15 protein-coding genes are annotated in these 25,695 nt (G+C 58.2%); 2 read left to right on the top strand and 13 right to left on the bottom strand.

Going from position 1 to position 25,695, the window contains the following annotated elements:
• On the top strand, nucleotides 1-1,837 hold a 1,837-nt coding region (locus IEW73_RS08190; protein WP_188672599.1), incomplete at its 5' end, for an arabinosyltransferase C-terminal domain-containing protein.
• 118 nt (nucleotides 1,838-1,955) lie between these two features.
• Here the strand turns inward: IEW73_RS08190 and IEW73_RS08185 are convergent.
• The 12 genes from IEW73_RS08185 to glf all read right to left on the bottom strand — a co-directional run bounded on the left by IEW73_RS08185 (nucleotide 1,956) and on the right by glf (nucleotide 22,541).
• Complete coding sequence (locus IEW73_RS08185) at nucleotides 1,956-3,527, bottom strand: acyl-CoA carboxylase subunit beta (protein ID WP_188672596.1); 1,572 nt, start codon at nucleotides 3,525-3,527, stop codon at nucleotides 1,956-1,958.
• Nucleotides 3,528-3,554: 27 nt separating this feature from the next.
• Nucleotides 3,555-8,438 (bottom strand): polyketide synthase Pks13, encoded by a 4,884-nt coding sequence (gene pks13, locus IEW73_RS08180; protein ID WP_188673162.1) that lies wholly within the window; start codon nucleotides 8,436-8,438, stop codon nucleotides 3,555-3,557.
• Between the two features lie 17 nt (nucleotides 8,439-8,455).
• Complete coding sequence (gene fadD32, locus IEW73_RS08175) at nucleotides 8,456-10,339, bottom strand: long-chain-fatty-acid--AMP ligase FadD32 (RefSeq protein WP_188672593.1); 1,884 nt, start codon at nucleotides 10,337-10,339, stop codon at nucleotides 8,456-8,458.
• 384 nt (nucleotides 10,340-10,723) lie between these two features.
• Nucleotides 10,724-11,719, bottom strand: a complete 996-nt coding sequence (locus tag IEW73_RS08170) for a cutinase family protein (protein ID WP_188672590.1) — start codon at nucleotides 11,717-11,719, stop codon at nucleotides 10,724-10,726.
• A gap of 10 nt (nucleotides 11,720-11,729) precedes the next feature.
• Nucleotides 11,730-12,230 (bottom strand): DUF732 domain-containing protein, encoded by a 501-nt coding sequence (locus IEW73_RS08165; protein ID WP_188672587.1) that lies wholly within the window; start codon nucleotides 12,228-12,230, stop codon nucleotides 11,730-11,732.
• 157 nt (nucleotides 12,231-12,387) lie between these two features.
• Nucleotides 12,388-14,334: an alpha/beta hydrolase-fold protein gene (locus IEW73_RS08160; protein ID WP_188672585.1), complete on the bottom strand. Its 1,947-nt coding sequence runs from the start codon at nucleotides 14,332-14,334 to the stop codon at nucleotides 12,388-12,390.
• A 289-nt stretch (nucleotides 14,335-14,623) separates the two neighbouring features.
• Nucleotides 14,624-15,655, bottom strand: a complete 1,032-nt coding sequence (locus tag IEW73_RS08155) for an alpha/beta hydrolase (protein WP_188672582.1) — start codon at nucleotides 15,653-15,655, stop codon at nucleotides 14,624-14,626.
• Between the two features lie 317 nt (nucleotides 15,656-15,972).
• Nucleotides 15,973-17,934 (bottom strand): arabinofuranosyltransferase AftB family protein, encoded by a 1,962-nt coding sequence (locus tag IEW73_RS08150; RefSeq protein ID WP_504739202.1) that lies wholly within the window; start codon nucleotides 17,932-17,934, stop codon nucleotides 15,973-15,975.
• Complete coding sequence (locus tag IEW73_RS08145; protein ID WP_188672579.1) at nucleotides 17,825-18,778, bottom strand: decaprenyl-phosphate phosphoribosyltransferase; 954 nt, start codon at nucleotides 18,776-18,778, stop codon at nucleotides 17,825-17,827. Before IEW73_RS08145 ends, IEW73_RS08150 begins: the two co-directional genes overlap by 110 nt.
• Nucleotides 18,779-18,842: 64 nt before the next feature.
• Entirely contained in the window at nucleotides 18,843-19,391 is a 549-nt protein-coding gene (locus IEW73_RS08140; protein WP_188672576.1) for a phosphatase PAP2 family protein, read from the bottom strand.
• Between the two features lie 8 nt (nucleotides 19,392-19,399).
• Nucleotides 19,400-21,277 carry a glycosyltransferase gene (locus IEW73_RS08135; protein WP_188672573.1) on the bottom strand — a complete coding sequence of 626 codons (1,878 nt, stop codon included), beginning with the start codon at nucleotides 21,275-21,277 and terminating at the stop codon, nucleotides 19,400-19,402.
• A 49-nt stretch (nucleotides 21,278-21,326) separates the two neighbouring features.
• The gene (gene glf, locus IEW73_RS08130) at nucleotides 21,327-22,541 is read right to left on the bottom strand and encodes a UDP-galactopyranose mutase (RefSeq protein WP_188672571.1); all 1,215 of its coding nucleotides are present in this window, start codon (nucleotides 22,539-22,541) and stop codon (nucleotides 21,327-21,329) included.
• A gap of 358 nt (nucleotides 22,542-22,899) precedes the next feature.
• Here glf and IEW73_RS08125 point away from each other — a divergent pair, with 358 nt between their 5' ends.
• Nucleotides 22,900-24,777 (top strand): N-acetylmuramoyl-L-alanine amidase, encoded by a 1,878-nt coding sequence (locus IEW73_RS08125; protein WP_188672570.1) that lies wholly within the window; start codon nucleotides 22,900-22,902, stop codon nucleotides 24,775-24,777.
• 60 nt (nucleotides 24,778-24,837) lie between these two features.
• Here IEW73_RS08125 and IEW73_RS08120 read toward each other — a convergent pair whose 3' ends face one another.
• On the bottom strand, nucleotides 24,838-25,677 hold the full coding sequence (locus tag IEW73_RS08120) for an HAD family hydrolase (RefSeq protein ID WP_188672567.1): 840 nt from the start codon (nucleotides 25,675-25,677) through the stop codon (nucleotides 24,838-24,840).
• Nucleotides 25,678-25,695 lie beyond the last annotated feature (18 nt).

Here is a 25,695-nt window from a genome sequence, read left to right as displayed (position 1 = left end):
CCTCTTCATCATCTTCTACGACCAAACACTCGCCGCAGTCTCCGAAGCCTCCCGACTCCGCACCGCCATCGGACCATCACTGAGCTGGTATAACGAGTTCTTCCGGTACTCGGAGTTGTTCAGCCAAACCGCTGATGGGTCGATTGCCCGGCGCTTCCCAGTACTGATCATGGTGCTGTGTATATTCACGGCTGCTGCGGCGATCATCCATCACGCCTCTAAGAGCCGAATGGCGCGCGGTCCATCACTTCGCTTGCTTGCCGTCGCCGTGATGTCGTTTGGTTTCCTCGCTGTGACACCAACTAAGTGGGTTCACCACTTTGGCGCGTTCGCAGGTATTGGTGCTGCAGTAGCCGCTCTGGGTGCGGTGGCGTTAACGACAGCGTTGTATCAGTCTCCGCGCAACAAGGTGCTGTACGGCGGAGTAGTAGTTGTCATTACCGCTTATGCGGCGACGGGCCCGAATGCGTACTGGTATGTCGGTAGTTTCGGGGTTCCATGGTGGGACAAGCGCCCGTCCATTCAAGGGCACGTGCTTGCGTCCGGCGTGCTAGCGATCGGTTTGCTGCTTTTGCTCGTTGGTGCATTTATGTATCTTCGGCATTCCGAAGCTCGTGGTTTGCGGAAGTGGATTCTGATGCCCTTCTCCGCGCCTATCGCGATTCTTGGTATGGCGGTCGTTTTGTTTGCCATCGCATCACTCGCGAAGGGTGCGATCTCGCAGTACCCCGCGTACTCCATCGCCCGCTCAAACATTGATTCGCTCCGCGGCCAACCTTGCGGGCTTGCCCAAGATGTTTTGGTGGAGACAGACTCTAACTCCGGTTTCCTCGATCCAGTATCGACGGACGACGCTGTTGAGGCCTTCGGCGGTCAACTCAACACTGGATTTGATTCGAACGCCATTCGCGTTGACTTGGCGCCTGAAGATATTGACGTCAATGGCACAGGTCCGACAACAATCAATCCTGATGGACCACGGGTTGGTGGCGCATCACTCGCCGCCGAGTTCCTCGACGAACCAGGCATTAACGGGTCACTCATACCGCTGCCATTTGGCCTCGATTCGAACCGAGTTCCAGTGCTTGGCACCTTCAGCAGCAATCAAACCGAGGTCGCCGAGCTTCAAACAGATTGGTACACCCTTCCAGAACGATCCGAAGCATCACCCATCATGGTCATCACTGCGTCCGGACGGATCGACTCTGTTGACCGTGATGGAATCCGCCAGTACGGCCAATCACTCGAAGTAGAGTACGGCCGCATTGACGGCGACGATTTTGTTGTGATGGGCCAAGTTACGCCTATTGACCCGGGGCCGTCACCCATGTGGCGAAACTTGCGCGTTCCTATGTCCTCTATTCCGGAAGACGCGGATGTAGTGCGACTTGTTGCACGCGATCAGGATTTCGAAGCACGTCAGTGGTTGGCTTTCACACCGCCACGGATAGCAGAGCTGAGCACAGTACAAGATTTTGTGGGATCTGAAACGCCAGTACTGCTGGATTGGACTGTCGGACTTCACTTCCCTTGCCAACAGCCTTACCTGCATATTAACGGTGTTGCGCAGGTATCGGAATACCGCATCACCCCGGATCGCGGTGTGATTGCTGGTGCGAACTCGTGGCAAAGCCCATTCGCTGGCGGTTCGCTCGGCCTCACCAATACGGTCAGCCGTGGGACCACAATGGCGACGTATTTGAATGATGATTGGCGCCGCGACTGGGGCGAGCTCATCGAATACGAACGGTATGTGACCGACGCTGTGCCTGCTGACATCGAACACACCACGCAAGTACGAACTGGCTGGTGGTCACCCGGTCCGATCATTCCGTAACTGATCAAGAACCGCCGTACATAGGCGTTTGCCCCAGGTGGATTTACTCCGCCTGGGGCAAACGTTTTTAGAGGTAAAACAAACTGCCGCTGATGCTGAAACTGCGCAGTGGACCGATCTAGCCTGGGTGCAGCGTGTGCTTCTTCGGTGGGCGCGCGACCGATTTATCCCGCAATGCTCGTAGCGCCCGCCGTAGTTCCAGTCTGGTCGCCGAAGGCTTAATTACGGCATCGATGTATCCACGTTCGGCCGCAATGTACGGGGTGGCGATGAATTCGTTGTAGAACTCGATGAACTTCCTTCGCACCTCTGGCGCCTTGTCCCCTGCCGCCGCGAGTTCCTTGCGCTTGAGGAGCACTACGGCGCCTTCAGCGCCCATCACGGCGATGCGGGCGGTGGGCCATGCGAAGTTGAGGTCGGCGCCAAGGTTCTTTGAACCCATGACGGCGTAGCCGCCCCCGTACGCTTTCCGGACGACGACAGTGACTTTTGGTACGTCTGCTTCGAGGTACGAATTGAGAATCTTGGCTCCGCGGCGAATGATTCCGTTGCGTTCCTGCTCTAGCCCCGGCAAGAAGCCTGGTACGTCCACAACGCACACGATCGGAATCTCGAACGCATTGCAGAAACGGATGAACCGGGATGCCTTTTCGGAGCCGTCAATGTCTAGTGCCCCACTCAGCGAGAGTGGCTGGTTGGCCAGCACACCGGCTGTTCGCCCATCGATACGGGTGAATCCAACGATGATGTTGCGTGCAAAATCGGCGGAGATTTCGTGGAACTCACCATCGTCAAAGATGTTGCGCAAGATGTCATGCATGTCGTACGCAGAGTTGTCTGCGTCAGGCATGAAGGCGTCGAGTGCGAGGTCGGATTCTGTGGTTTCTGGCTCGAGATCCGGGTTGACGATAGGACCAGGTTCGTTGCAGTTGGTCGGCAAGTAGCTGAGGAGGTTTCGCACCCATGTGAACGCGTCCGCTTCGGTTTGTGCGACGTGGTGCACTGTTCCGTATTCTGCCTGCTTGCGGGCACCGCCAAGGTCTTCAGCGGAGATGTCCTCACCGGTGACGGCGCGAATCACTTCGGGTCCAGTGATGAACATGTAGGCCTGGTCTTCAACAGCGACAATGTAGTCGGTGATGGCGGGGCCGTAGACCGCGCCTCCAGCACATTTTCCTAGCATGATGGAAATTTGGGGCACGAGGCCCGAAAGCTGGATTTGGCGACGCCCGATTTCGGCGTAGAAGGCCAGTGATGTCACGGCTTCTTGAACACGGGCGCCACCGGAGTCGTTGATTCCGATTACTGGGCACCCGACCTTGATCGCCCAATCGAGTGCGGCACACACTTTTCGGCCGAACATTTCGCCGAGGCTGCCGCCAAACACGGTTTGGTCGTGGGAGAAGACAACAACGGGCCGCGAATCTATGAGCCCGTGCCCGACGACGACACCGTCGCCGTAGGGGTTGTCTGGAGAGCCAGGTGCCTTGACGAGCGCACCGATTTCCACGAAGCTGCCGTGGTCGAGCAGTGCCATAATTCGTTCGCGTGGCGACGGGAGCCCTTGCGCGTTGCGTTTCTCGATCGCTCGGGGACTTCCCGGTTCAGCAGCCTTGTTGAGGCGCTCCCGGAGGTCTGCGAGCTTCTCTGCGGTCGTGTTCACGCGCAGTGGCTCCTCACTGTGACTCATGTGCCTGGGACCAATGTCGTCAGGGACTTATTTCGTCGGGCGTTGTGATTCAATTTCGTCGAGTTTGCTAGACATGTGGGCCGCAATGCGAGCAATAACGGGCTCGTCAACTACACCCAGGTGATCCCCAGTGAGTTGGACCACTTCAAGTCGGTCCGAAACTCGTCCCCATCCACCGTCAGGTTCGATTTGAGCGTAGCGGGGTTCGAGTTGGATAGCACCGTCATGCATGCGTTCAGCTTTGTAGAGTACGACGTCGCCATCGTACTTTCTTGGCTGCAGCGTCTGCACTGCCCTGTTGTCGAGGAATGATGCGCGCTGGTGCTCGATGATGCCGCCGCTGATGCTGTGGTTGGTGTCTTTCAGCATCGACAGGATTTTATGTATCTGACCTGCGTCATCGAGGGTGATGAGTTCATCGATGGGCAGTTCGACTTGGAATCCGTAGTTCACGGCAGCGAAGTCCATAAATCGTTTCCACCGCGCTGCTGTTTCCTCCGGTGTGTCGGGGATTGGTTCGGAGGGGAACACGGTGTCGAGGAGTCCGAGCAGTGCAACTTCTTCGCCTTCACCGCGGAGGCGTTGCGCCATGGCGTATGCCAGCGCGCCGCCGAAAGACCATCCGGCAAGGACGTACGGGCCGGTGGGTTGAAGTTCGCGCAACAAAGGCATGTAGGCGTCGACGCGATCGTCGAGTGGCCCGTCGACCCGTTCGAAGCCGTACACAGGCACGTCGCTTGGGAGACGTTTGGTGAGCGGCTCGTAAACCACTGTCGAACCACCGGCTGGGTGGAAAACGAACACCGGTATCCGGTTGCCTTGGGGTGCTCGGAGGGTGCGGACGAGCCCGACGTCTCCCTCAAGGTGGTTGCGAACGAGGTCTGCGAGTCGCTCGATTGTGGGTGCGGAGCGAACTTGATCAACAGTGATCTCGCCACCAGCGCGTTCTGACAGTTTTGTTGCCAGTGTCGCTGCTGTGGTGTCGTCAAGCTCGGGCAGCGGGTTGAAAATGCCGCCCGCCGATTTTCCGGTGAGTGTTGCCCACTGCGCGAATGTGAGTCGTTCGGCTGCGTCGCGCGGCGGCACATCTAATCCTGCGGCGTCGGCAATCGCTTGTTGATCCACGGCTGTGCTGTCTTGACGAGCGGCGCTGTCTTGACCAGCGGCGCTGTCTTGACGAGCCGTATCGTCGGTTGGGGATGTGGGCGTCACAGGCGCTTCGGACACATCGATCGCGCTCGGATCGACGGGGGCTGCATTGCCCTCTGACTGTTCGACTGCGATATCAGCGACCTTGTCAGGGTTTTCCAGGGCGAACGTCAAGTACTTGTCGATGTCGTCGAGGCTGGCATCGCGCAGAACCTGAATTTGCACTGGCGGAATATTGAATTCGTACTCCACCCGATTCTTGATTCGAATCGCCATCAGTGAGTCAAGTCCGAGTTCGATGAGCGACATCTCGCCGGGGAGATCTTCTGGTGCGTAGCCCATGGCCTCGGCGATGATTCGAGTGAGGCGATCACGTGAGCTCTCGCCACTGTCTGCGGTCCATTGATCGCCTTGCGGAAGCGCAGTTTTCGGTTGCGCTTCGACTTCGACTGGCTTCGCCTGTGGGGCTGGCCGAACGAAAGTTTCCGGAGCGTTCAGCGGGCCATCTGCGGTGACAACGGCGTCGGCGAGCAAGGTGAATTCCTCACCGATCTTGCCAAAGACGCGGAATGAGGCGCCACCTGGATGTGGGTGCATCATCGTGGTGACAGTTCCGACCGACGGTAATTCGGCATGGTAAATCACTGCACCGAGGTCAACTTCGTACAGCACTTCCTTCGCTGCGGCCGAAATCAGACCATCAAGATCGCTGACTGCTTCAGCGTGAACTTCCCACACGTGTTGGCCGTCAGGTAGCGAAACGTGAGCGCCGGGAATGCGTTGGTCGCCTCCGCTACTCGCGCGGGCTGCTGTCCAGTGTTCGCGCCGAATCCACGGTGTGCGTGGAGGGTTGGCGAACGGTCCGGAGCCCACTACGCGAAGCAAGTTCACGCGATGGCCGTGGACATACAGTTGTGCAATAGCCCCTGCAAATGTTGCGGCGCTGTCTTCCTTGCGGTTCTGTGTGGAAATGAGTTGAGGGTCGACCACCCCGGCGGCGAATGTTGAGGCGGCAACCGACATCAGTGCAACTGGATGCGGTGCCAGTTCGATGAAGGTGCTGTGCCCAGCACTGACAGCAGACTGGACAGCATTGGTGAAGAACACGGTGTACCGCATGTTCTTTGTCCAATAGTCTTCGCCATGGATGGGGGCGTGCCCGCGGGGAAAGAGGGTGCCTTCGTGAACCGATGATGCGACTCCGCACTCCAGCTTGCGCGGTTCGATTCCGGCGATCTCGGCAATAAGTTCGCCGAGAATGGGGTCCATTTGGGCTGTGTGGCCGGCGCCTCGCGTATCGAGTACTCGACCAAGTTTTTGTTCCGCTTCGGCCTTGGCAACGATGGCCTGCACTTCGACGTCTGGGCCACCGATGACTGTCTGGTTCGGTGCTGCGTAGACGCAGATCTCGATACCGGGGTACTGCGGCGCCATGGCCGCAAGTTCGTCTGCAGAAAACTCGACGATGGCCATGCGACGAATGTTGTCGTCGGTGACGGCAGCTTCGGTTTCCCCCATAAGTCGTGCGCGTGCCGCAATGACACGGACAGCATCGTCGAGGGCGAGACCACCAGATACTGCCGCAGCCGCCACTTCTCCAAGCGAGTGGCCAAGAACGGCTACGGGGTCCGCCCCGGCTTCGCGAAGTGTCGCAGCTAAACCAACTTGGATCGCAAAAATCGACAGTTGCGCGGTCTCCACGCCGTACCGAATGTTCTCGTCAAAGAACATCTCTTTCACACTGTGGCCGGACTCGTCGATGAGGAGTTCGTCGATTTCGTCGATCCTGGCTGCAAAGACGGGACTCGCTTCGTAGAGCGCTTTGCCCATGCCTTTGTGCTGAGATCCGAATCCGGAGAACACCCATACCGCACCGCTCGAAGCAGGTGCGTCGGCCGAGAAGACACCGGGACGTGGTTTGCCTTCGACTACGGCGCGCAGGCCATCGATGAGGCCTTCCCTCGTCGAGGCCACAATTGCGGCGCGCGAACGTCCATGGTTCCGTTTGGCGAGGCTCCGAGCGAGGTCATCAAGCGCAACATTCGCACCGGCCCCACTTTCGAGCCATTGCAGAAGTTCCTTCGCCGCGAGCCTACGACGCGATGGCAGCCCACCTGACACAGGGAAGATGTATGGCCCTGCCGACAGAATAGCTTCGTCGCTTGGGCCCGCGTCGGGTTGTGCGGCCGGTACGTACTCTTGAACAACGACGTGGGCGTTTGTTCCACCAAAACCGAAGCCCGAAACACCGGCAGTGGCCTTGCCCGAATATCGCGGCCATTCACGAATGTCTTCGACCAATTCGAGTTTGGCGTCGTCAAATGGAATGTACGGATTCGGTCCAGCGAAGTTGATGGTGGCCGGGATGAGATCGTGCTGCATACCCAGGACCACTTTGATGAGACCCGCTGCGCCAGCCGCTGATTCGAGGTGGCCGAAGTTGGTTTTCGCTGAGCCCAATAGGGTCGGAAGCAAAGCGTCTCGTTTGGCGCCCAGAACGCGACCTAGAGCGTCGGCTTCAATGGGGTCGCCGAGGAGAGTTCCCGTGCCGTGCGCCTCCACGTAGTCAACTTGAGAGGGAGCGATTCCCGCATTGCGGTAAGCGGCGCGAAGAACCGCGACCTGAGCCTCAGGATTGGGGGCTACCAAGCCGTTTGAACGGCCGTCAGAGTTAACCGCTGATCCCTTGATCACGGCAAGGATGGTGTCACCCGCAACCTCAGCGTCCGCGAGCCGCTTGAGGACTACAAGGCCGCCACCCTCAGCGCGCACAATGCCATCGGCGTCGGAAGAGAACGCTTTTATCTTGCCGGTGGGTGACAACACGCCGCTAGCCCCGAACCCGAGCGTAGCGGCGGGCGAAAGCAGCATGTTTACGCCGCCTGCCACCGCTAGGTCGCACTCTCCGAGTCGCAGACTTTGCGCAGCTTGATGAACCGCCACGAGGGAGGACGAGCATGCAGTATCGATCGACATCGAGGGTCCACGGAAATCAAACGTGTAGGACACACGGTTCGGAATGATGCTCGATGCGGTGCCCGTCAGCGCGTAGTAGTGCGCAGTGGACGGATCACTCGCGGTGAGAAGGCTGTAGTCATTGGACGAACTGCCGATGAAGACACCGACCTGGGCGCCTTTAAGTTCATTGGCGGGGATGCGCGCGTTTTCGAGTGCCTCCCACGTGAGCTCAAGCGCGATCCTTTGTTGAGGATCAACATTTTCAACTTCCAGTGGCGACATGGCAAAGAACTCATGATCGAATCCTTTGACGTCGTCGAGGTACCCACCCAGAGTTGAAGTCGCGTCAAGTGCTGCCGCAATGATCGGGTCGCCAGTAAATTCTTGCCACCGACCGGGTGGGAGGTCACTCACCGCATCGCGACCTTCAGCGAGCAAATTCCACATCGAGTCGGCGTCGTGCGCTCCACCGGGGAACCTTGCTGAAAGGCCGACAATAGCGATGTCGCCCCCACCGTCAAGGCTTGGGCGTGAAGTCTGCTCGTCATCGCCGTCGTCTTCCACGATCGGCGGGCCTTCAATGATGCGTTTGGCGAGAGCACCAATTGTTGGGTTCTCGTATGCAATCGTGGCGCTTAGCGCGATGCCGAGAAGTTCTTCGATTTCGCCGCTGAGCGCGACCGCGTCGCGCGACGACAATCCGAATTCTTCCATCGGACGCTCAGCAGAAATCTGATCCACCGGTACCGCCGTGGCACTGGACACCCACTGTCGGAGCCAGTCAACAAGTTGGGCAACGGTCATCTGCTGTGCTGTCAACGTCACTCGCTCACAGTGTCGGGGAATGCTGTCTGGACATGGCCACCTCGGAGGGTGCCATCAATGTAGCTTGCTTTGCATGCTCGCCTCGCGATTTTGCCACTGGAGGTACGAGGAATGGACCCTGCGGGGACAAGCAGCACGTCGCGCGCTGTCACACCGTGTCGTGTGGCAATCGCCGTTCGGACGTCGTCCGCGATGGGGCCTGGCTCTGCTTTGCCGGCTCCAGGTGCCCGCTCACCAACTACGACAAGCTGTTCCGACGAGTCGTCAGGGTCGAAGGTTAAGCCGCTGTGTGAGTTATCGAAGACTGCGCTTGGAAGCTGGTTGGCAGGAACCGAGAATGCGGCAACAAATCCGGGGCGCAACGAAGCGCTCGCTTCCTGTGCGGAGTACTCGAGGTCCTGCGGGTAATGATTTCGTCCGTCAACGATGACTAGGTCTTTCACGCGACCAGTGATGAACAATTCGTTGTCGATGTATACGCCGTAGTCGCCGGTGCGCATCCAGTGTGCGTCTTCCGAGGTGCCTTCGGCGTGGCTTCCTTCAGACAGTCGCTTGATGATCTTGTTGTGGAAGGTCTCCACCGTTTCAGCGTCGCGCCCCCAGTAGCCCTGGCCAATGTTGTCACCGTGCAACCAGATTTCGCCGACTCGCTCATCTGGCATTTCTTCGCCGGAATCGCTATCAACGATCGCGGCCCACTGGCTCACAGATACATGCCCGCACGAAACCTGGGCGACGGAATTTGGTTCATCGGAGCGAACGCGCTTGATGCGACCAGCATTGAGCTCTACGCGATCAACGTAAATAACGTGCGGCTCGTCGTCGAGATGAGGTGTCGAAACGAATAGCGTCGCCTCTGCCATGCCGTACGACGGCTTGATGGCGGTTTTCGGTAGACCATATGGGCCGAACGCGTCGTTGAACTTCCGCATAGACGATGGTGTGACGGGTTCACTGCCGTTAATAAGCCCGATCACGTGGCTCAAGTCGAGGTGCTCGCCCTCCTTCGGCAATCCACGAAGTGCCGCGTGCTCGAAGGCAAAGTTTGGTGCTGCAGCAAATGTCCCAGCACCGTCACTTTCAGCAGCAAGTTCCTTGATCCACCGGTAAGGCCGCTGCACGAACGCGCGGGGCGACATGATGGTGATGTAGCGACCACCAAACGCCGGAAGAATCACGGTGAGAAGACCCATGTCGTGGAAAAGGGGCAGCCACGTAACGCCGCGGGATTCCTCGGTGAGTCCGAGTGAAGCGCACATCTGCAACACGTTGGTGCTCACGGCGCGATGGGTGATCTCCACACCGGCAGGTACGCGGGTAGAGCCTGAGGTGTATTGCAGGTAAGCGATGTCGTCGAGCGACGGATGCGGCATCGTCCACGACTCTTGAACAGTGTCCGGGATGGCATCTACAGCGATGATGCGTGGGCGTTCACTCGCCGGGCGGGAACGGAAAAATTGGCGAACACCAGCAGCGGATTTTGTGCCTGTGAGGATCGCAACGGGTTCACAATCGCCGAGCACGGCATGAAGCCGGTCCGTGTGGCCTGGTTCATCGGGATCGAAGAGGGGCACAGCGATAGTGCCCGCATGGATCGCGGCGAAGAACGAAACAACATAGTCAAGACCTTGAGGAGCCAGAATGGCTACCCTGTCACCGCGTTGCGCAACTTGCTGCAGTCGCCCAGCAATTGCCCGGACACGGACACCGAATCGCTCCCAGGTGAGTTCGTGCACTTCACCATCACGGTCCCGCGAATAGTCGATATACCGGTAAGCAAGATCCTCGGAGTTAGAACGAGAGTGTTGCTCGACGCAGTTTACAAGAGTTGCCTCTGGCGTGAGTGCCACCTCACCGGCCTCGTTGTAGAACTCGTCCATGCCTCTCCCTCAATGTGCAGGTGTGAACCAGCGATTCCACCTATCCCGGCAGAACGCTCGCTTGTCCTCACCATGACCGATGTACCGCTTTGTACGCCGTCGGGCGAACACGTGTTGTGTCCGACCTTGAAGCCTGTCGTGCCAAGCAATCAGTATGTTACAGACGGTTGCACTATGAGTGACTAACCGCATCGATTGGTTACACAATTCTGATGCTACCCACACCAAACCGTACTTATGCCGCACATTTCATAATTGACCTGCTATTTCCTGCCCCACACGTGTGTGTAATACACCCCGTGACGGTGCAGAATGGCTGGCAATTCGTGATGGTGCTGTTACGCCAAAATGTCACGAATGACACTTTTTCTGAGACAGAGTGGATCATGAATGGGCTGGAGTGGGTGCTTCGTTGATCAAATCCCTAGCCCAGTTGACGGTCCACTGGGTCGCCGTTAGCCCACTATCGTCGACGACAAAGCTGTCATAGAACGCATGAACCGGGTTGTTCAAGTAGTCGTTGACGACTCGGTTGAATGCGAGCACAAGATCGGTGAGAAGAGGGGCATCACAGATCAAGTCGTTGGGTGCGCACAACTGCACGGTCCTGTCCGCCAATTCACCGAAACCACCGGGGCGTTTCCCGGATAAAGTTGCCCCAGGAATGACAGGCAACCCGGCCAACGACACTTCTAGTCCGACACCAGCAACCGCAGGGCCGACTGTTGGGGCGGCATCAGGATCACGTCGACCATCTGCGAGAAGTGCCACACCCAGCATGCGGTCCTCCGGCACCGGGGCATTATTGTTGCCAATTTCTGCCGCAATATCTCCAGCTATTACCGCACCCTGCGAAAAACCAATCAGCGCATATGTCGTCAACGGGCATTCCGCGTGCCGCGCTGCCATGACATCACGTGCCTCAGAAATACCAATCGCACGACTTTCGTCGTAGGACATCTCCGGAGGCCCACCAGGGCGGCGGAACTCTGCAGGGTATGGGAGCGTATATATTTCTGCGCGATCACCTGAAAATTCTGCCGCCAACGGGTTCGTTACTTTTAATAGCAACGACTGCGGATTGGCAGTCGGATTAAATGGATCGTCTCCAGCAGATGATTCCCACGTTCCGGGGATCGCAATTACTTGGACATCCGGGCATGAAGCAGGCTGCGTGGGCTCCGCCGTCGGAGGTGTTGTCGGTGGCAGCGGCACCCCGGGAAACGGCAAGCGCACGCGATCAACGAGGAGCGCTATCAGGACCACCAGTAGCGCCACAATCACGGCAACTACGAGCAAAAACACGAGTACCCGTGATCGCCGGGGCTTTCCGCGACGCCTACCTCGGCTGTTCTTCGAAGTCTGCTTTGCCCACGTCATACCAACTCACTCACCGATCACAGTAGTGACGTTCGGCAACGTCAATGTATGTGTCAGCAACATCATTGCCCGGTTCGCTGTTCCCGGCGCGCTGTTGCTCTAATCCCACCATAGCCATGACATTGATAAGCATCACGTCCCGCGGCACACCGTCGGCCTGAGCCGCACATACGTAGTCTGCCGTGCTGAGCGCGTAGGTGCCGTCCCCAACCGGTTGGACACCGGCCCGTCGCAATTCGCCCAAGTAGCGCTCTGCGGGTTCCCCAATCACAGCGCCGTCCGCACTGCCGTCGTCTGTCTCTGCGCCGTTCGAATCTGCGTCCGCATCACCAGTGGAGTCATCGCCTTCGGAGTCTGACTCCGGTTCCACTACGACAGACGTTGTCGGCGTGGCGACCGGCAATGATGGCGTACCTTCCACGACTGCCTCGCCACCACAACCAGCAAGAAATGCTGCCGCGAACAGGATGGTTACTCCAAGGGATTTTTTGCCCACGATTTGGCCTGCCACCGAAAATTTCCTCCGCGATTTCTGCGCTACTTGTGCGACGCCCAGTACTCAAGACGCCTAGTACACAACAAGGCTACAGAGCAGTTGCGGGCTGTGACGCAACCATATGGTCCACGTCACAGCCCGCACTTAACGGCGTTTCTGGGGAAGTACGCCGTTAGCCTGTTACCACCTCGGCTTCACCATCAACAACGATGATGTGGCCGCGTTGGAAGTTCTGCCGTAGCCCCTCTGGGGTTTCGTGAGCATCACCCACGGGGTAGCCAAGAACGCCGGTTTCGTGCCCAGTTTCGGCCCAAGCGTCCTGAATTTCTCCCTTAAGAACCGCCCACGCACCTGTTTCGGGTGACCAGTAGATATTGCCGTTCGCGAATTCGCTGAACCGGCCTTCCCCAATAACGTGTTCGTCTGACACCGGCCACCCAAGTTCACCGGTCTCACGACCGAGTTCTTGGTAGTGGCGCCAGATTTCGCCCACCACGAGTTGTGGCCCGCCGCGATTTGTGGCGAAGATGCCAGCATTTTCGAACCGTTGGAGTCGGCCCTTCCGGTCGCCTGTGTTCTCGACATCGCTGACGGGGTAACCCATGGGGCCAGATTCCCATCCTTGCGCTGCCCACAGGTCGCGGAATCCGTCAACAACCATGCGTGCGCCATGCTGTTGCGTCCAGTACACCGACCCGTTTTCGAAGTGGTTGAACGAGCCGCGCCCATCTGGGGTAGTGGTCTCACTCGTCGTGGGCATACCGAGGTCGCGAGTATTCGCGCTGTACACCTTTTCGATTTCACCCTTAACCATGTGTGCACCAGTATCGGGTGACCAGTACGCCGTTGCGTATTGGAACTCTTGGCGCTTGGTACCGCCACGCAGGGTCCGTTCATCAGTAAGGCACACACCGAGGTCACCGCGCGCCTGCGCAAGTTCACCGATCGCGCCTTCAACTTCACACGTGGGGTCGTCGAGCACCGACGGTGCGACTGGCCGGTTCAGGCCTACCGAATCAACATTCAGTGCGCTGGCGATTTGCGGCCAAGCGGCGTGCAGCTCCGACTGCCAGTATGGCCACGAGTGCGTTCCGGTGTTACGGAAATGCACCGATGCGGGGATTTTAAGGTCTTTCAAGCGCGAAGCAAAGTTCTGAGTCGTCAGGCGTGACAAGACTTCCAGCGCCATTCCCGCTGAGTTGTCGGGGATTCCCGGCATGAACCCTGCCCGGTCATGCGCCCCCTGCGCTCCAGTTCCCGCTGAAAGGTAAAGGCTGACTCCACGAAGGTTGCGCGCCAACAGGTATGGATCGTGCTCTTTCCACAGTGAGTTGTCCGGCGTTCCCCACATCGCGTCGGAGTTGTAGCCACCAGCATCGAATACAGCAGCCTTGATTGCCCTTTGCATTCCATATGAGGTGGTGCTCAAGTATCCGGACAATGAGCCTGCGAACTGGAACATTCCTCGGTTCCGAGCCGGGAGGAACATGGCAGCTGTTCCGCCCATTGACAGCCCGAGAACGCCCTTGGTGTCGTTCACGCGCCAGTCGTTGTGGAGGATCGGGGGAAGTTCCTTGGTGAGGAATGTCTCCCACATGTACTTCTTGTCGTTGTTGGGCTCAAGCCAATCTGCATAGAAGCTCGACTCGCCACCAACGGGAAGTACGACGTTGACGTTCTTGTCGCGGAAGAAGTCGATGGCGTCGGTCTCCAACGTCCAACCGTTTTGGTCATCGCGGGCGCGCAGACCGTCAAGCAAGTAGAGGGCTGGGAAGGTCCATTGCGGTTCTGCGTGATAGTCACGCGCAAGGAGCAGCTGCACCTGAATGGACGTGTCCATCGAAGGCGAGTAGATCCACAATGCGACGTGGCGATCAGTGAATCGATCGACGCGTTCCACCCTAACGCCCGGAACCGGGCTTGGGTTCATCGGTTGCAATGTTGGCGCCTGCGCGTAGTGCGCCGCAGGTGTTGCCATTGCTGAGGGAGCAACTGTAGTCGCCAAGGTCATGGGCGCGAGCAGCAGGGCTGCACACATTGCGAATTGACGACGACGTTGGCGGGCGGGGAGTCTCCGGCTGGTGGATCCTTCGTCGCCGCGCTGCAGCAGTGGCCGCATGAGCTCTCCTCTTCGATGTGGTGGCGCTGTGGCACAGGTGATTCTGACTGAGCGTGCACGTCAGTTCACGTGCGTCTCTCATTCATACCCGTGACCACCCGTGTTGCACGAGGGGCGCCATGCCATGCGTGAGGGAATTGTTACTCGATGTGCGCAGGGTAGTTACCGACACGGGTTTGCGGGCCGTTTTTACGCCAAATGGCCCCCCACTCAATTTCTGAGTGGGGGGCCACAATGCTGGTGCGGGAGAAGTGCGAGATCTACGCTCTGTCAGACCGCGTGGGGGTGATTAGCCACCAATTGTTGCGAGAATTCCAGCCTTCGCGCGGGTGAGCTCGTCTTGCCAGTAACCCCAAGCGTGAACACCGGTGGGTGGGTAGCTGTAGGTTGCGTTCAATCCGAGGGCGTCTGCGCGGCCCTGGAATGCACGGGTGTTGAGCAAGGAGACAACCTCAAGGCCCATAGCGTTAGCAGTGTTGAAGTAGTCAATCGGCTGCTCTAGGCGCGTGTGCTGGCCGGGAAGTCCGCTACCGGCAGAGATGTAGAGGTTCACGCCAGATAGGTTTCCGGCGAAGACAGTCGGGTCGTGCTGCGCCCAGGCTGGATCCCAGGGCGGTCCCCACATGTCGTCCACGTTGTAGCCACCCTCATCAAGCAGGGCGAGGCGGATAAGTGACGCCATGCCTGGAGCAGACAGGTTCAGGTACCCGGAGAACGATGATGCGTGCGTGAACATCGGCTTGTGGTCAGCAGCAATCTTCAGCGCTGCACTGCCCGCCATGGAAAGGCCGGCGATGGCGTTGTTGGTGCTACGGATTCCCAGACCACTCAGGTATGCGGGGAGTTCCGAGGTAAGGAAGGTTTCCCACTTGTATGTGTATGGCTGGCCGTTGGTGCTGCTCGGTCCGTACCAGTCTGCATAGAAGCTTGAACGGCCACCGATAGGAAGAACGACGTTGACGTTGCTGTCAGCGAACATTTCCAGTGCGTTGGTCTCAAGCTGCCATCCACTGACGTCATCGCGTGCACGCAAGCCATCAAGCAAGTAGACGGCGCCACTGCCACCGGCTGACGAGCGAAGAACATCCACCTGGATGTTGATGCCCATAGCTGGCGAGAAGACCTGGTGACGCTGGTAACGGTCACCCCAGGGGCTCGGGTTAACGCGGACCAATTCGGCCTGCGCAGCGGTTGCAGGTGATGCTGAAGCGACAGCGCCGCCAACTAGGCCTGCGGCCATCGGAACTACTAGCGCTGCGGCACCCGCAGCGAGCATCCGCTGCCTCCACTTGTTAGACAGTCGCGGTGTAGCGAATCGCATGGATAATCTCCCTTTTCTCGTGTTCATCACTGTGGTGCCATTGCAATGTCGGGTATCGCAGCGGCTGCACAGTGTGACCCTCCCGTCACCAGCGTCGCGCTCCGGTTTGGAAGCAGCGACTCTGACAAGTTCCTGAGAGCTTGCTGTGTAGATCGGCTAAGACACCATAACTGTTACACGCCGGACTTATCACATTATCGATACCGATGGATCTCGCTAACGGTACCGCGAGGATCGCCGACGCACACAGAAAAGCCCACATCTGATCAGTCAAGATCAAATGTGGGCTATTCGCAGGAAGAAGTGGCTAGACCACGCTACTCACGTTTGCCGAAACAAGTTTCGATCGCGTCGGCGGGATTTCGGTCAATCCGATATGACGATCGAGGGACTGCGTTAACAATGTTTCGGACGAATTTTCGAACCGTAAGTGGCCCACGATACGCAGCTAACAGATTCTCAGTCTGTGGACACTCGAGTGCTCGCTGAGCGTTCGCCACCCACTCCGGGTCCAAAAATCGGACCATTCCGGCTTCCCAGGTATCTACTGCGCCAGCATCTGCAATCAACCAGTCGGGGTATAGATGCTTATCGTGACCGATCCGCCCGTTTTCGATTCGCTCGGTATGCGCGGCGAGCGGGTACGACAGTCCGATGGAATCCAAGTTTCGAACGTCGAGCGGCGTCAGCATGCTTGACATACCAAGTTGCGCATAGAAAACCGTCGCCCGAGGTTGCTCAGCTTGCACCGCTTCAGGTTTCAAAGGTACAAAAAACCACGTGCCTTCATCCGCTGTCGGCAGAAGTACCGAACCATTCGGGGCAGTCTCGAGCGCGAGAAGCATCGACCGCATGCGTGGATAGTCCAAATAGTCAACGGCGCGAATCGGATGGTCGACGCCCGTCTTTGCGCGATAGAAACTGCGCTCGTCGATTATTCCATCTTCTGGAATGTATTCGACCGCCTCAGATTTCACCGTTGCAGCAATCACGCCTGACCACACAACAACCACCAGCAACGGCACTATGGCGGCGGTTGTCGCGACAGTTGCGCGCTTTCCTACCGCGCGCACTCCCCCAGAAATTGCGACTGGGACGACGGCAACGGGCAACAACAACATAAACAGCACAGGTAGCAATGTTCGACCGTGCATGAAGTCGCCGCCGACCCGCACCACATACAGACCCAAGATGATGGCGTTGACGATAAAAAAGACAACGACAGTGGTCGCAGAACGAATGCTCCGCTTCGTCGGCTCCTCACTCTCCGCTCCAGCAATCACAGACCCAGCTACCTTCGCGGCGCCGTTCGAAGCGCGGAGCGACCACCATCCCAAAACTCCGGCGATTGCTAGCGCTACGAGCGGAAGCCACAACAAGTACGGATTCCACAAATCAAGCAGATATACCCAGCCCTGATCCCACTTGGCTCCCCCAGCGTCTTTCGCCACCGCCGTGTTTGGGTACGGCAGCCCGTAATAGCCCATTCGGAAAATCTGGTACAGGACCGGAATGGCTCCCGCAAACAGAACTATTGCACCCCTGAAATGCCATGATGCTCGCGGTAGCAGGAGCAAAATGATCGCTAGCCCACCGATAACGGCCAGTTCAGGGCGAACAAGCGGCCCCAGACCAGCAATAAACGCAATACCCAGGGTCGAGCGAGCGACATGCTCTGAAGTGCGCGCCCACCCCAGAAGCGACCACCACAAGAGGGCAATCCAGGCGATGACAAGGCCTGATTCCAAGCCCGAGGTCGCGAAATCACGGGCAGGAGGTAACGCTATGTAGGCGATTACACCGGCGGGTACCAGGTACATGGTGGAGTTGGCGTATAGCCGGGCACCACCAAGCACTGCAAGAACCACAGCGCAGACGCTAAGCACTAGTGCCAGCACAAGAACGACTATTTCCGGGTTCGTACCGGGAATGAGCGACGCTAGATAGACCAGGTAAGTCCACAGGGTGGAAGTGTTTGCTTCCACCCTTTCCCCCGCGTTGAATACGGGCCCATTTCCGGCAAGAAGATTCCGAATGGTCCGCAAAACAATGAGACCGTCATCTGAAATCCACCTGCGCTGCCAAGCGCCCCACGCCAAAATCAGCGAAACTATGACCGCGCCAGCGATCAGTACGACACGAGGTGCCGACGTACGTCGAATACCTGTGTCACGCGATGTAAACCGCGACACCGACGACTCCAATCCATGCAATCGCGAGGAACTGAAGAACCCGATCGCCCAATGCGATTTCTTCGGGTTCGCCTGCTTGTGCGCCATCGATGTCAACGGCATACCGCAGAATCGCGATTGTAAACGGAATCATCGACAAAACGAACAATCCGAGGTTTGTGCTGTCAACGGCGACTTCGCCGGTTCCACCGCTGTCCTGTTCAAAGGCCCAGAGTGCGTAGAAGATGATTACGGCCGTCGCGGAGACTGTCCACACGAATCGCAGGTACGTTGACGTGTAGTTTTCCAACGATTTACGGATTTTTGCGCCAGTTTCTTCGGCGAGCTTCAGTTCCGCATAACGCTTGCCCGCAGCCATAAAGAGTGAGCCGGATGCAGCGACGAGAAGGAACCACTGCGACAGTGGAATACCAGCGGCGACACCTCCAGCGACAGCGCGTAGCAGGAAGCCGGACGACACAATCACAATGTCGAGCACGGCCTGGTGCTTAAGCCCAAAGCAGTACGCAAGCTGAATGATGATGTACACAACTGTCACCACGGCAAGCGTGGTGTTGGCCAAGGTGGAAAGACCAATCGCCGCAACAAAAAGCACCACGGCCAGGGTGTATGCCAGCGATACAGGAACTACGCCCGCCGCAATCGGCCTAAACCGCTTTGTCGGATGGGCGCGGTCTGCATCAACGTCCTGCGCGTCGTTGACGAGGTAGACCCCCGACGCCGCCAGTGAAAAGACCACAAACGCAAGAGCAACCGATGTCAGGACTGGCCCTTGCCCGATGGAACCATCGGCGAGTGGCGCGGCGAGAACGAGACCGTTCTTAATCCATTGCCGTGGCCTCATCGCCTTGATGATTCCGTCGGCAAGGTTTGACGGTGGCTTGCGCGTTCTGGCGCGAGTCGGGTCCTCAGGCTCGACCAGATCGCTCATTGTTACCCCTCTCGACCATTTCTAGTCATGTTTAGTGGTGCCTCGGGTGAGCACCGTGTGTAGCTTATGCCCACCCAAGCTTTTGTTCGGTCAACGCCACCGCAGCGGCAGATGCAGCACCCACCGCTGCGCCGGTAAGCACATCGGACGGGTAGTGAACTCCAAGCACGAGCCGCGATAGCAACATCGGGGGAACCACCGCTGCCGCGATTGGCAATCCGGTGAGCCTTCCAATGAGAATCGCTGCCGCGGTACTAGACGTTGCATGAGATGACGGGAAGCTCAGTTGGCTCGGTGTTGAAACATTCACCACAATATCTGGGTGATGTGGGCGCCGTCGCCGGACAACCCGCTTGATCGCAATCGATGCCGCATGTGCCCCGACAGCCCCAATTGCAACTGCCCCCCACCGGCGGCGCTGAGGCGCGTCGAGTAAAGCGCCAATTCCTGCGACAGCTACCCACCCGAGTGCGTGCTCACCGAAGTGGGACATCAATCGAGTTGTGGCGAGTACGCCTGGCTTATCCGCAATTGCGTGTTGCACCGCTACCAGGATGGCTTCTTCACCTTGCGGTGGGCCATAGCTGCGCGGCACGGCGTCGTTAAAAGTCATGGTGTCCCTCAGTTGTATTGAGCAAAGAACTCGCCCCACCGTTCCCGACTGGTCAGCGTTGGTGCTGCTGCTCGGTATTGCTTTTGCATCTCGGGGAAGCGCTGTCCTAGCTCACGCCGGAGCCGAAGGGCATCTTTGAAAAGTTGGGCGGCAAGCTTCTTATCGCGCTTGCGATATACGACGCCGCGCCCGTCTGCTGTTGTGACCGTCACGCCGTCGACCTGCGACAGGAGGAACCAACGCGCATCAAGCGTCGCAACATTTAGTTGCGGCCGCTCGTGGTGTTGATCCTTGGTCGGCCGAAGATTGTGGATGACTGCTTTGCCGAACCGTTTGAGCTTCGCAGGTGCGTTAGTTGGCAGACTCACATCGCCTACATCGGCGCCTGACGGCAATGGGAGATCGGTCGCGGACCCAGCAACCACGGCATCGGGGAACTCCGCACGAATCTTCTGAATCTTCCCTAGCGAGGTCGGCAGTTCGTTGAAGAGGATGTCAGGGCCCGCCAAGAAATCTTCGATTGCTTGGTTCTGCAACGCCACCGTTGAATATTCGAGGCACAGCAAGTGCTTGAGCAGCGGTTTCATCGTGGATTTGACGAGTGCTCGTGCCCCGCCTGGTTTGTGCAACGCAGCCACGATCAACCTGTTGCGCATGTGATAGTAGGCCTGCCAGTCAATAACATCATCTTTGTCTGACCAGGCCATGTGCCATATCGCTGTGCCGGGCAGTGTCACTGTTGGGTAGCCCGCAGCCGCTGCCCGGAGACCATATTCGGCGTCATCCCACTTGATGAATAGCGGCAGTGGTTGGCCGATCTCCTCAGCGACCTGGCGTGGGATGAGGCACATCCACCACGCGTTGTAGGTCACGTCGATTCGACGGTGCAGTTCTGGCGATTCTGACAAGGGGTTTGCTGCGAAATCATGGTCGTAGTCGGTGTGCGGTGCGGGTCCCCAAACAAACTCACCAAACCGAACAACCTCCCCCATGACGTGCAGGTGAGCGCGGTTTTGCAGGTTAAGCATCTGCCCACCGACGAGGAGGGGGTTACGCGCGAAGCGAGAAAAAGCGATCGCGCGGAGGATCGAGTCTGGTTCGATCTCGATGTCGTCATCCATAAAGAGGATGTAGGGGCTATCCGTGGTGCGCAGCGCCTCGTACATCACGCGCGAATATCCACCGGAACCACCGATGTTGCCTTGGTTGTGGATCCGCAGCCGGTCGCCCAGTTGCGCCGCTGCCTCCTCGAATCCTGGCTCGTCAGCGGCCTTTTTCGTCCCTTGGTCCGGGATGATGACGGCGTCGATGGCAGCAAGGACGTCCGGGTCCGAACCGAGGGCAGTGAGCGCTTTCACACAGTCGGTTGGCCTGTTGAAGGTGGGAATTCCAACCGCTACGCGACCTTCACCTGGAGCAGGGATTGGGGCATACCAACCACCGTTGAGGATCTCGACATCGTCCTCTGCGCTCAGGTCGCACCAGAGCCATCCGCCGTCCTCAAACGGAGCAAGGTCGAGAACTAGTTCGAGCAGTCCCGAGGACTCAGTCGTTTCGGCGCTACCAACCTGAATTCGCGTGCCATCAGCCTTGGACCGGTACACGTCAGCACGACAACGACCGGTCACTTCGATCTTGAGCACGACCGAGTCCAGGATGCTCCAGCGGCGCCAATAGCTCGCGGGAAACGCGTTGAAGTATGTGCACAGCGACACTTCGGATTCAGCGGCGATGCGCGCCGACGTACGTGACGTGGGGTGAACCCGGCGTGGGTTGCTGGGATCTTCCTCAATGTAGAGGCGCCGAACGTCGAGCGGTTCACCCGCCCTGGGTAGCAGTATCCGCTGCAAGCGCGCCTGTGCAAGTGAAGATTGAGCTGTTGTCACGACTCGTTGTGCCTTTCGATTCCTAATTCTCGGGCCCAGCAGTATTGGGCTAGTCGCCCGCGGGGCGGGAATTCAACGGGGCCCCGCTCACGAAGTGCGGTTCGAGAATGTTGTCGAACATGTTGAGTGCGCTAGCGATAGCCATATGCATGTCGAGGTATTGGTATGTTCCGAGACGGCCGCCAAAGAGGACTTTGTTTCGTTCGCTTTCTTCACGCGCAAGTTCGCGGTAAGCAGTCAAGCGTGCGCGGTCCTCAGTGGTGTTAATGGGGTAATACGGTTCGTCGCTGCTTTCCGCAGCTCGCGAGAATTCACGCATGATGACGGTTTTATCCGCCGGGTAGGAGCGTTCGGGGTGAAAATGCCGGAACTCATGAATGCGCGTATACGGCACTTCGGCGTCCGGGTAGTTCATCACCGGTGTCCCTTGAAAATCGCCCGTGCCGAGTACTTCCAATTCGAAATCCAGTGTGCGCCAACCAAGTTGACCTTTTGCGTAGTCGAAATAGCGGTCGATCGGTCCCGTGTACACGACCGGGGCGTCTGGGGATTCGGCGCGCACCTGGTCCTTGACGTCGAAATAGTCGGTGTCCAGTCGGACGTCGATTCGTTCGTCGGCGGCCATGTTTTCGAGCCACTTCGTGTAGCCGTCGACGGGCAAACCCTCGTAAGTATCGTTGAAGTACCGGTTGTCGAATGTGTACCGCACTGGCAGACGCGCGATGGTGCTCGCGGGAAGTTGCGTTGGGTCAGTTTGCCATTGCTTAGCTGTGTAGTCCCGAACAAATGCCTCGTAGAGGGGGCGACCGATCAGCGAGATCGCCTTTTCTTCGAGATTTTGGGCATCGTTGGTGTCGATCTCACTCGACTGCTCCGCGATGAGTTCACGTGCTTCGTCTGGGGTGAAGTAGCGACCAAAGAACTGGGAGACAAGTCCCAGACCCATCGGAAACTGGTAGACCTGCCCCTTGTGCAGGGTGAATACCCGGTGCTGATAGCCCGTGAACTTCGTGAACTTGTTTACGTACTTCCACACGCGCTCGTTTGAGGTGTGGAATAGGTGTGCGCCGTATTTGTGCACTTCAATCCCAGTTTGCGGCTCTGGTTCCGAGTAGGCGTTGCCCCCGATGTGCGGGCGCCTATCAAGCACAAGAACTCGCTTACCAAGTTGAGTCGCAGCCCGTTCGGCGACGGTGAGTCCGAAGAATCCGGATCCGACCACGATGAGGTCATAGGCACCTTGGCCTTGGCTTTCCGAACTCACTTTTCACCCCAATTTTTATCCGCTGGCTACATTAACGACGACTCGCCGTCAGCCTATCGGACCAGTTACGCGGGGCGGCGGTTGACGTCGCGCATGGCGCAAATCAGGTGAAGATATTTTCGCCACATCAAACAATGTCAGGTACAACGTCCGCGTATACATCACTGTGAGGTTGTCCAACTCTTAACCACATAGAGACCGTTCAGTGCGTTACTTGTGGCTCTTGCATGCCTATCGTCAATGGAGTGATTAGACGTACCAGTGTTACTCAAAGATACAAAAGTTAACTCATGGGTCGTCGCTTCACTGCTTAAACATCGAATACAGCACTAAACCGCACACCTAGGGAGCCACTCCGTTGCCGAAACACCATCCCCGACGTTTCCTGACGTTGAGTGTCGCCGTCGGCGTCGCCGCAGCCGGATCACTCATTGGCCTCAACGCCACGTCCACTGACATTGCCTACGCCACTGACGAATCCGAATACGCCCCCACCTCCATCGACGAGGTAGCGCTTGCCCTCGACTCGACGGCAGTTCCCACCGACATCGCTAACCCGCCACGCAACATCCAGTCGGACGACGAGCCCATCGTTCGCGAAGTATCCCAAGAGATGCCGTTCAACATGTTCGGGCTCACCTGGGACGGCGAAGGCGATCCCCAAGCCTATGTCCGCGCCAAACTCGACGAAGATACTTGGTCAGAATGGTTCGATCTAGAACCAATCGACAGCGACAGCGACATTGCGGACACATCACGCCAGGCCAGTGACGTCGTGTTCGTAGGCGACACAACCACGGTGCAAATCAGCATCGGCGGCAAGGTGAGCCCAGTGCTCAGCGGCGACACCGACCCCGAGAAGCCGCTTGCCCCAGAGGAAGCCGCCCCCGTCGGCGAACCTTCCGATATTTCGCGGCCCCTTATCTACCAGCCGCCTGCGCCCGAGCGCAACGGCACAGCCGAGAACCTCACCGCAATCATCGTCCGCCCGAGCAAGGCGCCCATCCTCGACGAACCGAGCGACATCTCGGGTGAAGTGTCCGACATTGCCGGCGTTCCCGCTAAACCGAACGTGGTTACACGGGCACAGTGGGGCGCGAACGAGAATATTCGCTGCCGACAGCCGCGCGAAAACGGCGGCCTCGGAGCAGTCGTAGTGCACCACACTGCGGGCAACAACAACTACACGCAGGACCAATCCGCCCAGATCGTTCGCGGCATTTACGCCTACCACGCCCAAACGCTCGGCTGGTGCGACGTCGGGTACCACGGCTTGGTCGATAAGTTCGGCACAATCTTCGAAGGTCGCTTCGGTGGCATGGAACGCGATCTTCAGGGTGCACACACCGGTGGATTCAACATCAACACCGCTGGCTACGCGATGCTAGGGCACTACAACAACGTCACGCCACCACGCGCCCAACTTGAATCCATCGCCAAGCTCGCTGGCTGGCGTCTCGCACTCGAAGACCTTTCGCCGACAGGGTCCTCCACCCATTACTCCGAAGGAACTTCGTTCACCTGGATTCCCCAGGGCCAGCCGATTCGTCTCACCAACATTTTCGCCCACCGCGACGTTGGTTACACCGACTGCCCAGGTCACCTCGGGTACCAGCAGATGAACCTGATTCGCAGCATGGCTGCCGAATACCAGGCCAGCGCCGGAACCGGTGGCGGATCAGACAACGACGATACGACTGACCCCGCTCCCACTGACCCAACCCCGACAGACCCCGCACCCACTAACCCTGCTCCTACTAACCCAGCGCCTTCAGAACCAGCGCCCCGCACGTCATGGAGCTCAAGCGAACTGCAGGGGCTCGGCGCACAATTGCCACGACTCCTCGGCGCTCTACGTAACAATGCAGTAGCCGCGGCTGACGAGGTAGATGAAGCAGTAGCACAGCGCTGGTACACGCTCGGAGGAACTGAAGGCGTGCTGGGCAACATCGTTGAACCTATTCAGACCATCAACGATGCAGTACGTTTCGCTCGCTTCGACAACGGCACCATCTACTGGTCCCCCAGCACAGGTGCACGAGGAATCTGGGGCGCCATCGGCGAAGAGTGGCTAACAATGGGAGCTGAAAACGGCCCCCTCGGGATGCCCGTGAACGAGGAATACAGCGTTCCCGAAGGCATCAGGGCCGACTTCCAGAACGGTTACATTCTGTTCGACACCGCCACCGGTGGCCTCAGTGTTGAGATTCAGGACGCACCAATTGTGGTTGGCTGACGTTTAACAATAAGGTGGGCCGCGCTGATTACAGCGCAGCCCACCTTTTTCGTTTCAAAACTAAAGCCACCAACGCTCCAGCACGACCGCAACTCCATCATCATTGTTCGACGACGTCACTTCGTTCGCGGAATCGCGGGCTTCTGGGTGTGCATTACCCATTGCTACCCCATGGCCAGCCCACTCGAGCATCGCAATGTCGTTCGGCATATCACCAAATGCAACGGCGTGGTGTGGCGCCGAGTTCAGGTGCTGAGTCACCCACGCGAGCCCGGACGCCTTAGTTATACCTGGCGCGGACAACTCCACTAGTCCCTTGTCAGTCGAAAAGGTAATGTGCGCCAACTCCCCCACTAGCGGGGCCAGTACGTTGCGCATGTGGGTACTAGACATTCCACCGTGACGAACTAACAGCTTGATTGCCGGTGCAGCGAGAACCTCCTCAACGGACAATTCCACATGGTCGGGATTTAGCCACGCATGCTTGTACCCCGGCGAGCTCACAAATTGAGGCGTCGCAGCATCGTGTGCTGATTGACCAACGCGTTCCGCTGCGAGCCCACTTCCGGGCAGTGTGCGGCGTACAAGATCCGCCAGCGCGACAAGCGTCTCTACGCTCAATGACTCTGAATGCAGCACTTTGTCGGAGTTGCTGTCGTAAATCACCGCACCGTTAGCGCAAACGGCAAGAGGCGCATGGCCAAGTTGGCTCGTGATGGGATCGATCCACCGCGGTGGGCGACCTGTCGCCAAGACAAAATGCGCACCGTCTGAAGTGAGATTTTCGATGGCGGCTTTTGTTCGCGCACTGACGGCGTCGTGATCATTGATAAGGGTGCCGTCGACGTCGGAACAGACGAAGGCGGGTCGTGGAAGTAGGAACTGCGAAGAGTCTGTCACTACTCCATCGTGCCTTCC

The sequence above is a fragment of the Hoyosella rhizosphaerae genome, from assembly GCF_014643175.1.
Classification (GTDB): Bacteria; Actinomycetota; Actinomycetes; order Mycobacteriales; family Mycobacteriaceae; genus Lolliginicoccus; species Lolliginicoccus rhizosphaerae.
The sequence above is the reverse complement of the archived record's forward strand: the minus strand, read 5'-3'. Positions and strand labels throughout refer to the sequence as shown.

What these genes read in the sequence shown, in the direction of transcription:
- pks13 (WP_188673162.1), bottom strand. Translation starts at nt 8,438, where the DNA reads ATGACCGTTGCCCAACTTGTTGACTGGCTCCGACAGTGGGTGTCCAGT.
- IEW73_RS08170 (WP_188672590.1), bottom strand. Translation starts at nt 11,719, where the DNA reads ATGACGTGGGCAAAGCAGACTTCGAAGAACAGCCGAGGTAGGCGTCGC.
- IEW73_RS08145 (WP_188672579.1), bottom strand. Translation starts at nt 18,778, where the DNA reads ATGAGCGATCTGGTCGAGCCTGAGGACCCGACTCGCGCCAGAACGCGC.
- IEW73_RS08140 (WP_188672576.1), bottom strand. Translation starts at nt 19,391, where the DNA reads ATGACTTTTAACGACGCCGTGCCGCGCAGCTATGGCCCACCGCAAGGT.
- IEW73_RS08155 (WP_188672582.1), bottom strand. Translation starts at nt 15,655, where the DNA reads ATGCGATTCGCTACACCGCGACTGTCTAACAAGTGGAGGCAGCGGATG.
- fadD32 (WP_188672593.1), bottom strand. Translation starts at nt 10,339, where the DNA reads ATGGACGAGTTCTACAACGAGGCCGGTGAGGTGGCACTCACGCCAGAG.
- IEW73_RS08150 (WP_504739202.1), bottom strand. Translation starts at nt 17,934, where the DNA reads ATGGCGCACAAGCAGGCGAACCCGAAGAAATCGCATTGGGCGATCGGG.
- IEW73_RS08160 (WP_188672585.1), bottom strand. Translation starts at nt 14,334, where the DNA reads ATGCGGCCACTGCTGCAGCGCGGCGACGAAGGATCCACCAGCCGGAGA.
- IEW73_RS08185 (WP_188672596.1), bottom strand. Translation starts at nt 3,527, where the DNA reads ATGAGTCACAGTGAGGAGCCACTGCGCGTGAACACGACCGCAGAGAAG.